This is a genomic window from uncultured Amnibacterium sp., from assembly GCF_964244015.1.
Lineage (GTDB): Bacteria > Actinomycetota > Actinomycetes > Actinomycetales > Microbacteriaceae > Amnibacterium.
In genome coordinates this window covers 1-8,334 of record NZ_CAXTHO010000127.1, presented here as the reverse complement: position 1 = coordinate 8,334, position 8,334 = coordinate 1, and the positions used below count along the sequence as shown (strand labels likewise).

General features: G+C 70.9%; 5 protein-coding genes and 1 pseudogene. 5 read left to right on the top strand and 1 reads right to left on the bottom strand.

Features of this window, described 5'->3' with window-relative positions; genetic code table 11:
* Positions 1-289, bottom strand: a pseudogene (locus ACFE67_RS12670) (hypothetical protein); the annotation flags it as partial.
* Between the two features lie 75 nt (positions 290-364).
* On the opposite strand from ACFE67_RS12670, the gene ACFE67_RS12665 reads away from it, so the two are divergent.
* The 5 genes from ACFE67_RS12665 to ACFE67_RS12645 all read left to right on the top strand — a co-directional run bounded on the left by ACFE67_RS12665 (position 365) and on the right by ACFE67_RS12645 (position 8,135).
* Complete coding sequence (locus tag ACFE67_RS12665) at positions 365-1,465, top strand: Gfo/Idh/MocA family protein (protein WP_375407239.1); 1,101 nt, start codon at positions 365-367, stop codon at positions 1,463-1,465.
* A 124-nt stretch (positions 1,466-1,589) separates the two neighbouring features.
* Entirely contained in the window at positions 1,590-3,053 is a 1,464-nt protein-coding gene (locus ACFE67_RS12660; RefSeq protein WP_375407238.1) for a DUF3375 domain-containing protein, read from the top strand.
* On the top strand, positions 3,050-3,697 hold the full coding sequence (locus ACFE67_RS12655) for a DUF4194 domain-containing protein (protein ID WP_375407237.1): 648 nt from the start codon (positions 3,050-3,052) through the stop codon (positions 3,695-3,697). Before ACFE67_RS12660 ends, ACFE67_RS12655 begins: the two co-directional genes overlap by 4 nt.
* A complete protein-coding gene (locus ACFE67_RS12650; RefSeq protein WP_375407236.1) occupies positions 3,694-7,005 on the top strand; it encodes an ATP-binding protein in 3,312 nt (1,103 codons plus the stop codon). Before ACFE67_RS12655 ends, ACFE67_RS12650 begins: the two co-directional genes overlap by 4 nt.
* The gene (locus ACFE67_RS12645; protein ID WP_375407235.1) at positions 7,005-8,135 is read left to right on the top strand and encodes a Wadjet anti-phage system protein JetD domain-containing protein; all 1,131 of its coding nucleotides are present in this window, start codon (positions 7,005-7,007) and stop codon (positions 8,133-8,135) included. Before ACFE67_RS12650 ends, ACFE67_RS12645 begins: the two co-directional genes overlap by 1 nt.
* Positions 8,136-8,334 lie beyond the last annotated feature (199 nt).

Below are 8,334 nucleotides of genomic sequence, written 5' to 3'. Positions count from 1 at the left end.
TCTGCGCCTCCCGCGCCGCATCGACGTGCAGGTCGAGCAGGTCGGCGATCGCGTCGCCGATGGCGCCGCTCGAATCGTCGGCCTTCAGAATCACTGTGATCGAGGCCGTGATGGCGCGTTGCACCACGTCGAGCACCTCGGCGGGGTCCGCCGCGTGCCTCCGGGCGCGGAGCTCGCGGACGGCCGCCTGCATCTCGGCGCCGTGCGCGTCGGCCGCGTCCCAGCGCCACACCTCGGACCCCGCACGGAAGCGGGGCAGCATCGCCGCCGCGAGGCCTGTTCCCTTCATGCTGCGATCTTGGCAGCGGCGCGAGCCGGAGGCCCCGATCGGGAGCCGCCTACGCTCGAGGCAGGAGGTGCGTCGATGGTGCAGCACGCGATGCGGGTCGGATTCGTCGGAGGCGGCTACCGGTTGGCGCCCTACCTCGCGGCGATCCGCGCGCTGCCCGAGGAGTTCGAGGCGGTCGGCGCGGTCGTGCGCACGGACGCCAGTGCCGAGCGCCTCACCGCGGAGGGTGTGCCCGCCTCCACCTCCATCGACGCGTTCCTGGCCGGCGGTCCGTTCGACTTCGTCCTGCTCTCGGTGCCGTGGCCGCAGATCCTGCCGCTGGCCGGGCGGCTGCTCGAGGCCGGCCACGCGGTGCTGTCCGAGACGCCGATCGCAGAGCGGACGGAGCTGGTCGGGCCGTTCCTCGAGCGCTACGGCGCCGACGCTCGGCTGCAGAGCGCGGAGCAGTACCGGTTCCAGCCGATGCATGCCGCCCGGATCGCCGTCGCGCGCTCGGGCCTGATCGGCGAGCCCGTCTCCGTGACCGCGTCGTTCGCGCACGACTACCACGCGATGAGCGTCGTCAGGGCGGCGCTCGGCATCGGCTTCGAACCGGTCCGCGTGACGGCGACGGCGTTCAACGATCGCGGCGTGCAGCCCCTCGGCCGCGAGGGGTGGTCCGAGCAGCTGGGGGTCGAGGCCTTCTCCCGCACCGTGGCATCCCTCGTCTGGCAGGACCGGTCGGTCAGCGCGGTCTACGACTTCACCGGCGAGCAGTACTTCTCGCCGATCCGCTCCCGCCGCATGGCGGTCCGCGGCACGCACGGGGAGCTCGCCGAGGACCTCGTGACCGCGATCCGGCAGCCGGGTGAGCCGTTCTCGATGCCGCTCGTGCGGAATGCCACGGGTATCGACGGCGACCTCGACGGGTACCACCTGCGCGACGTCCGGGTGGGCGAGACGGTGCTGTGGAGGAGTCGGTTCGGCACCGCGCGCCTGGCCGACGACGAGCTCGCCGTCGCCACGGTGCTCCGATCGATGGCCACCTACGTGGCCGACGGCACTCCCTTCTACGGGATCGCGGACGCCGCGGCGGACCAGTACCTCGACGAGCTGATCCACCGATCGGCGTCCGAGGGGCGGACCGTCACGAGCGCTCCGCAGGCCTGGTCGTCGCTGCCGAGCGTGCTGGCCTGAGGCGGGGACGGATCGCGGGGCGATGCTTCAGCGCTTCACGCGCGGACGACGGGCACCCTCCTCCGGCCCAAGACCGTGTCCGACCAGCAGTGGATGATGGACCCACTATCGGGAAGGGACGCGGATGGCCGTCGCGCGTGGGTCCGTCGCCGGTGTTCTCGCACTCGCGAAGCTCCGCGAGCTCGATGTCACCTGGCGCCTGCTGCGGGCGGAGCACGCGGACGTCGTCGCAGGTCTGCTCGGTGCGCACCTGGGCGGCGAGACGCGCCGCATGCCGGCCGAGGACCTCGTCGAGCTGCTCGATGCCGACTTCGATGCCCTCCGTGGGCAGGGCTTCGACCTGCCGCGATCGGCCACGGCCTACGTCACCGAGTGGCGCACCGGAGGATTCCTGCTCCGCCGCCCCGCCGAGGACTCACGCGGCGAGACGCTCGAGTTGTCACCCGAGGCGCTGACGGCGATCCGGACGCTCGGATCGCTCGCCGAGCCGCGCTCATCCGTCACCGAGTCGAGGCTCGCGAGCATCGCTGCGCAGGTGCACAGACTCGCGATCGAGGTCGACCCGGATGTCGAACGGCGGGTCACTGCGCTCCGAGCGGAACGCGATGAGCTGGACGCGCGGATCGCGCGACTCCAAGCCGGCGAGGTCGACGCACCGGATCCCGATCGGGTCGCCGAGGGGATCCGGGACGTGCTGCAGCAGGCGCAGGAGATGCCGACCGACTTCGGCCGGGTCCGCGCGCGGTTCGAGACGCTCAACCGCGATCTGCGCGAGCGGATCGTGCAGGCCGACGACTCGGACCGGCACGTGCTCGACGAGGTCTTCCGTGGCGTGGATGTCATCACCGACAGCGATGAGGGCCGGAGCTTCGCCGCGTTCACCGCACTGGTACTCGACCCGGCCGTCGGGGCGGCGCTCGAGGAGGACCTGGACCTGCTCGTCGCCTCGCCTGGCGGCAGTGGGCTGACCGCCTCCGAGCGCCGGTTCCTCAGTCGTTTCCTCGGCACCCTCCGAGACCACGGGCGCGAGGTGCAGAGCGTTGTCACGACGTTCGCCAGGGGCCTCCGCCGGTACGTGCAGACGCAGGAGTTCCAGCGCGAGCAGGCGCTGCGCCGCCTCGTGCAGGAGACCCTGGCACTCGGTATCGACGCCGCCAGGAGCACCAAGCCGTACCGGGAGACCGGCGTGGAGCTGCCGCTGTCCTCTCTCACCGTCCGCAGCGCCGGCGCAGTGGCGCTGTTCCATCCCGGCGAGCTCGACGCATCCGCCCCGATCGTCGATCGACCGCCCACCCCCGTCGATCTCGCCGCCCTGCGCGCGATCGCGCGGGAGACGGAGGTGGATTGGGAGGAGCTTCGCGGCGCCGTCGCGGCAGTGCTCGCACACCGGGGATCAGCGAGCGTCGCAGACGTCATCGCGGCCCGTCCCGCGACGCAAGGGGTCGCCAGCGTCGCAGGGCTCGTGACCCTGGCCAGCGAGACCGACGCCGAAGCGACCGGCGAGGAGGATGTGACCTGGCGCGGACTCGACGCGGTCGAACGCCGTGCGCGGATTCCACGCCTCGTCTTCCACGAGGTGCCCGGATGAGCGACGACGCGCTCTTCGACGGGGACACCGGGCGGCTCGTCGAGCACTCCAGGCGTGCGCTGCTCGAACTGATCCGGGGTCCCTACCTCTCGGCGACGCAGAGCCCCGCCGTCTGGTCCGCGCTGCGCTCCGACGAGGACGAGATCCGGTCGCGCCTTCACGACCTCTATCTGGAACTCGTGCTCGACGCCGACGCCGGGTTCGCGTTCGTGCGCAACGTCGCCGACGACGACGGCCTCGGGCTGCCGCGCACGATCCGCTCAGCGCCACTCACCTTCCTGGATACGACGATGCTGCTCGTGCTGCGACAGCTGCTGCTTGCGGCCCATGGCGAGCGGCGCGTCATCGTCGGGAGGGACGAGGTCTTCGAGCAGCTCGCGGTCTACCGCACCGTCGACCGCGATGAGCGTGACTTCGAGAAGCGCATGAACGCCTCCTGGCTGAAGATGCGCAACACCCTCCGCGTCGTGCATGCCGCGGGCCGCGATGAGCAGGAGGATCGCGTCGAGCTGTCACCGGTATTACGACTCATCGTGGATGCGGACCAGGTGCGGGCGATCCGCGACGAGTACGCCGCACTCGTCGCGCGCGGCACCTCCTCCGAGTCGGACGGACCAACGGACGACGGGGAGGCGGGATCGTGACGCTGCTGGAGTTCGAGCTCACGGACGACGCCGGCCCGCGCACTGCGCAGTGGCGGCTCGACCGCATCGAACTGATCAACTGGGGCACGTTCGACGGCCGGTACCGCATCGACGTCGCCCGGCAGGGGCACCTGTTCACCGGTGCCTCGGGCAGCGGAAAGTCATCACTGCTCGACGCGATCGCGACCGTGCTCACCCCGACCCGCGTGCTGCGCTTCAACGCCGCCGCGCAGGAGGGTGCCTCCCGCGGAGACGACCGCAGCTTCGTCAGCTATGTGCGCGGCGCCTGGAGCAAGGAGGCGGACGAGACGCTCGACCGCGCGGTCAGCAGCTACTTGCGCCGCGGCGCGACCTGGAGCGGGATCCTGCTGCGCTTCGCCGACGGGCAGGACGGCGTCGTCACACTGGCGCGACTGTTCCATCTCCGCGGTAGCAGCGTCGACAAGGCGGACCTGCACGACCTCGCTCTCGCGGTCGCTGCGGATCTGGAGCTTGACGCGCTGCGACCGTTCGTCGAGCGGGACATCGACGCTCGCGGGGTCAAGGCCGCCTGGCCGGGTGCGGTGGTCACGACGAATGGAGCACACAAGGCGTATTTCGCCCGGGCGCAGCGGCTGCTCGGCATCGAAGGCGACAACGCGCTGCAGCTGCTGCACCGCACACAGTCGGCGAAGAACCTCGGCAGCCTGGATCAGCTGTTCCGGAACTTCATGCTCGACGTGCCCGTCACCTTCGAGCGGGCCGACAACGCCGTCGAGCAGTTCGGGGAGCTGCGGGAGGCGCACCGCCTCGTCGTGGAGGCCCGCGAACAGGTCGATGCGCTGCGCGCCCTCGAGCCGAGCATCACCGCGTACGAGGAGGCTCGCACCGCGGAGGCGCGGGCGGACGGCTTGCGCCGGGTGCTGGAGCCCTTCGAGGAGCAGCTCCGACTGCGCTTGACGGTCGAGGAGGAAGAGGCGACGCGAGCGACCCTCGGAACGACTGCCGCGGTCGCGCGCGCCGCTGCGGCAGCGCTGACGCGGGCGGAGGAGGACCTCGAACGCGCCGACGCCGCGGCCCGTTCCGCAGGGAGCGACCGCATCGGTCTCGAGCAGCTGCAGCTGGAACGCGCTGAGGAGGCACGCGCGGCGACCGAGATCCGCCTGGCGCGATTCGCAGAGAGCCTGTCCGGTGTCGGGGTCGCCGTCCCGCAGACCGCGGAGGAGCACGCGGAGCTGCAGCGCACCGCCTCCTCCACGGCGCGCCCGGAGCACGTCGGCCACGAGCTGCACGAGGACCTGTCGCGGTGGCGCCGCGAGAAGGCGACACTCGATACCGACCTGGCCGAGCTCGGGCGAGCCACCAGCAACGTGCCCACCCGGCTGGCGCAGACACGTCGAGCGCTCGCCGACCATCTCCGCGTGCCCGAGGCCGCGCTGCCGTTCGCAGGCGAGCTCATCGACGTCCAACCCCTGCACGCCGACTGGACGGGCGCGATCGAGCGGGTGCTGCGTCCGCTCGCGACGACCCTGCTGGTCCGTCACGACCTCCTCACCGCTGCTCGGCGCTGGGTGGAGGGCCGCTCGGTCGGCGTCCGGCTCGTGTTCGAAGACGTCGTGCTGCCGGATCACGCGCCACGCGCGACCCGCGCCTCCCGCTCGCTCCTCCACCGGATCACCGTCATCGACGGACCGTTCCGGGACTGGCTGCAGGTGCGCCTCGCGCGCGAGTACGACTACGAGTGCGTCGACTCCCCGGACGAGCTCGACGGCGCCGAGAAGGCCGTCACCGTCGCCGGCCTGGTGAAGAAGGCCGGCGGGCGCTACGAGAAGGACGACCGCTCGGCCGTCGGCGACCGCAGCACCTGGGTGCTCGGATCCCGCAACGACGACAAGGTCGACGCAGTGAAGGCACGGTTGCTGGAGGTCGAGTCGGCGCTGCGGACGGCGCAGCACCGTCTGGACGCCGCGATGCGCGACCGCGACCTGCAGCTGAACCGCGCGTCCGTGCTCGGGACTGCGCTCCAGCAGGACTGGGCGTCGCTCGATGTGCCGGCCGCTGCAGCGGAGGAGGAGCGTCGAAGGCGGATCCTGCACGACCTCACCCACGGCGACGCCGACCTGCAGGCGGCCCTGACCGCCCGCGCGGCGGCGAAGACGTCGGTCGACCACGCCCGTGAGCAGGACAAGCAGGCCGGCTTCGCGCACCGGCAGGCGACAGATCGCCTCGCGGAGCTGCAGCGCGACATCCAGCGTCTGCGCGCCGTTTCCGCCGCCGAGCGCCTCCTGGAGAAGGATCAGCAGGAGCTGGAACGGCGGTATCGACGGCGATCGGCGCAGCGGCGGCTCACCCGCGAGTCGATCGGCGAGACCGGGCGCCACGTCGCAGACGACCTCCACGCCGAAGGGCAGTCGGCTGCGCGGCGGGCGGGCGACGCGCGGTCGGCTTTCGAAGGGGCTGCCCGGTCGTTCGGGAGTCGCTGGCCCGGCCCAGCCGCCGACCTCACCCCGCGCATCGAGGACCGTGGCGGCTACCGCTCGCTGCGCGAGCGCATCGAGGTGCGAGGACTCCCCGAGCACGAGGATCGGTTCCGGCTGCTCCTGCGCGAGAAGTCGCACGAGCTGATGGGACATCTGCTCTCCGATCTGCGGGAGGCGCCGCGGCTGGTGACGCAGCGGATCGACCCGGTGAACTCATCCCTGGGCCGATCGAGGTTCGACCGCGACCGTCATCTGCGGATCCGCGTGAAGACGCAGCGCGGTCCAGAGGTCACGCAGTTCATCGACGACCTCCGCAGCGTCGTCGACGGCGCGTGGGACGACGCCGACCTCATTGCCGCGGAGCAGCGATTCGCGGTGCTCGAGTCGCTGATGCAGCGGCTCGGTTCGAGCGAATCTGCCGACGCGGCTTGGCGCCGGCGCGTGCTCGACACTCGCGAGCACGTCACCTTCCAAGCGCAGGAGATCGCGCCCGACGGGACGATCGCCGGCGTGCACGACTCCAGCGCAGGACTGTCCGGCGGCCAGCGGCAGAAGCTCGTCATCTTCTGCCTGGCAGCAGCGCTCCGTTACCAGCTGGCTCCCGACGAGCACGAGCTCCCGACGTACTCCACCGTCGTACTCGACGAGGCGTTCGACAAGGCCGACAGCGCCTACACGCGGATGGCGATGGATGTGTTCGTCGAGTTCGGCTTCCACATGATCCTGGCGACGCCGCAAAAGCTGCTGCAGACGATCGAGCCCTACGTCGGCGGGATCACCGTGATCGCGAACCCGACGCGGCAGCTGTCGGTCACGCAGCAGATCGACTGGTCCAACGGCGACGCCTGATGGTGGCCTCGATGGTGACTGTGGCGGCAGCCCGTGCTGCCGCACGCAAAAGGGTGGAGCGGGATCGACGCGACTGGAGCGTCGGGGACCACGCAGCTGCAGTCCTCGAGCTGCCGCTGCATCCGCCGACGGAACGTGCGGTGCGGGCCGAGCCGGGCGCAGCGCAGCTCTGGGCGCGGTCCTGGCGGGATGAGGGCGCCGTGCGTTGGGTGACCAGGTCGTGGCCGAGCTTCGGCACCCAGCAGGTGCCCGAGCGGCTGATTCTGACCGGCGCGGAGGCCATCGCCGCGTTCGCCGGGCGGGATATGCAGCGCGACTGGCACCGGATGAGGGATGCCGTCGCCGCGCTCCGCGACCGATTCGGCGAGACGGAACCCTTCACCGCGGCGCTGCTCCGTTCAGCGTCCACCATCGCCGACCTGCCTCCTATCGAACTCGAGCGATTGCGGGCGATGCTCGGCTGGTTGATCGACCATCCCGACTCCCGCCTCCGACTACGGCAGCTGCCGGTTCGCGGCGTGCACACGAAGTGGCTGGAGCAGCATCGCGGCCTGGTCACGCGGCTGCACGAGGCGCTGACCGGTCGAGCATCGCTGGGTCTGATAGAGAAGCCCGTCCTGATACGGGTCCGCGTGCTCGACCCCGCGTTGCGGCCGGGCGGTCTGGAAGATCTGACCCTCCCGTTGGACGAACTCGCGCTCATCACGGCGCCGGCCGAGGTGCTGGTCGTCGAGAACCTCGAGACGCTGCTCGCCCTGCCGTCGCTGCCGGCCACGATCGGCATCGCGGGTCTGGGCTTCGGAGTCGGCGGGCGACTTCGACCGATCCCATGGATGCGGACCGCGCGGGTCCGCTACTGGGGAGACCTCGACTCGCAGGGCTTTCGCATCCTGGACGACCTGCGCGCGACGCTCCCCACCGCCGCGAGCCTGTTGATGGATCTCCCGACCCTCGAGGCCCACCGCGATCTCGCGGTGCAGGAGGACCAGAACACGTTCGGGTCCTCGAGTCGGCTCACGGCAGATGAACTGAAGACCCTCGCGGCCCTCCGCGCTGGAGGAGGGCTGAGGATCGAACAGGAGCGGTTGGAGTGGGGCTGGGTGCTTTCGCGGATCGAATCGGCTCGGTAGCGCGACGTGTCGCACCGGACCGTGCGTTCCGGTGCCGCGTCCGCGCTCAGCGTCTGACATCGGGCCGGATGACTGCTTCCCGAGGCCCCTATGAGTACAAGTGTTCGAGAGTGACACTTCATGTGAATGAGTGGAATCGAACCTCTGTCTGAGGGGTGTGGTGTGATGCGGGTATGTCGGAACCCACTGATCACGGCGG

Coding starts and splice junctions, on each gene's coding strand:
- ACFE67_RS12665 (WP_375407239.1), top strand. CDS start 365: ATGGTGCAGCACGCGATGCGGGTCGGATTCGTCGGAGGCGGCTACCGG.
- ACFE67_RS12660 (WP_375407238.1), top strand. CDS start 1,590: ATGGCCGTCGCGCGTGGGTCCGTCGCCGGTGTTCTCGCACTCGCGAAG.
- ACFE67_RS12655 (WP_375407237.1), top strand. CDS start 3,050: ATGAGCGACGACGCGCTCTTCGACGGGGACACCGGGCGGCTCGTCGAG.
- ACFE67_RS12645 (WP_375407235.1), top strand. CDS start 7,005: ATGGTGGCCTCGATGGTGACTGTGGCGGCAGCCCGTGCTGCCGCACGC.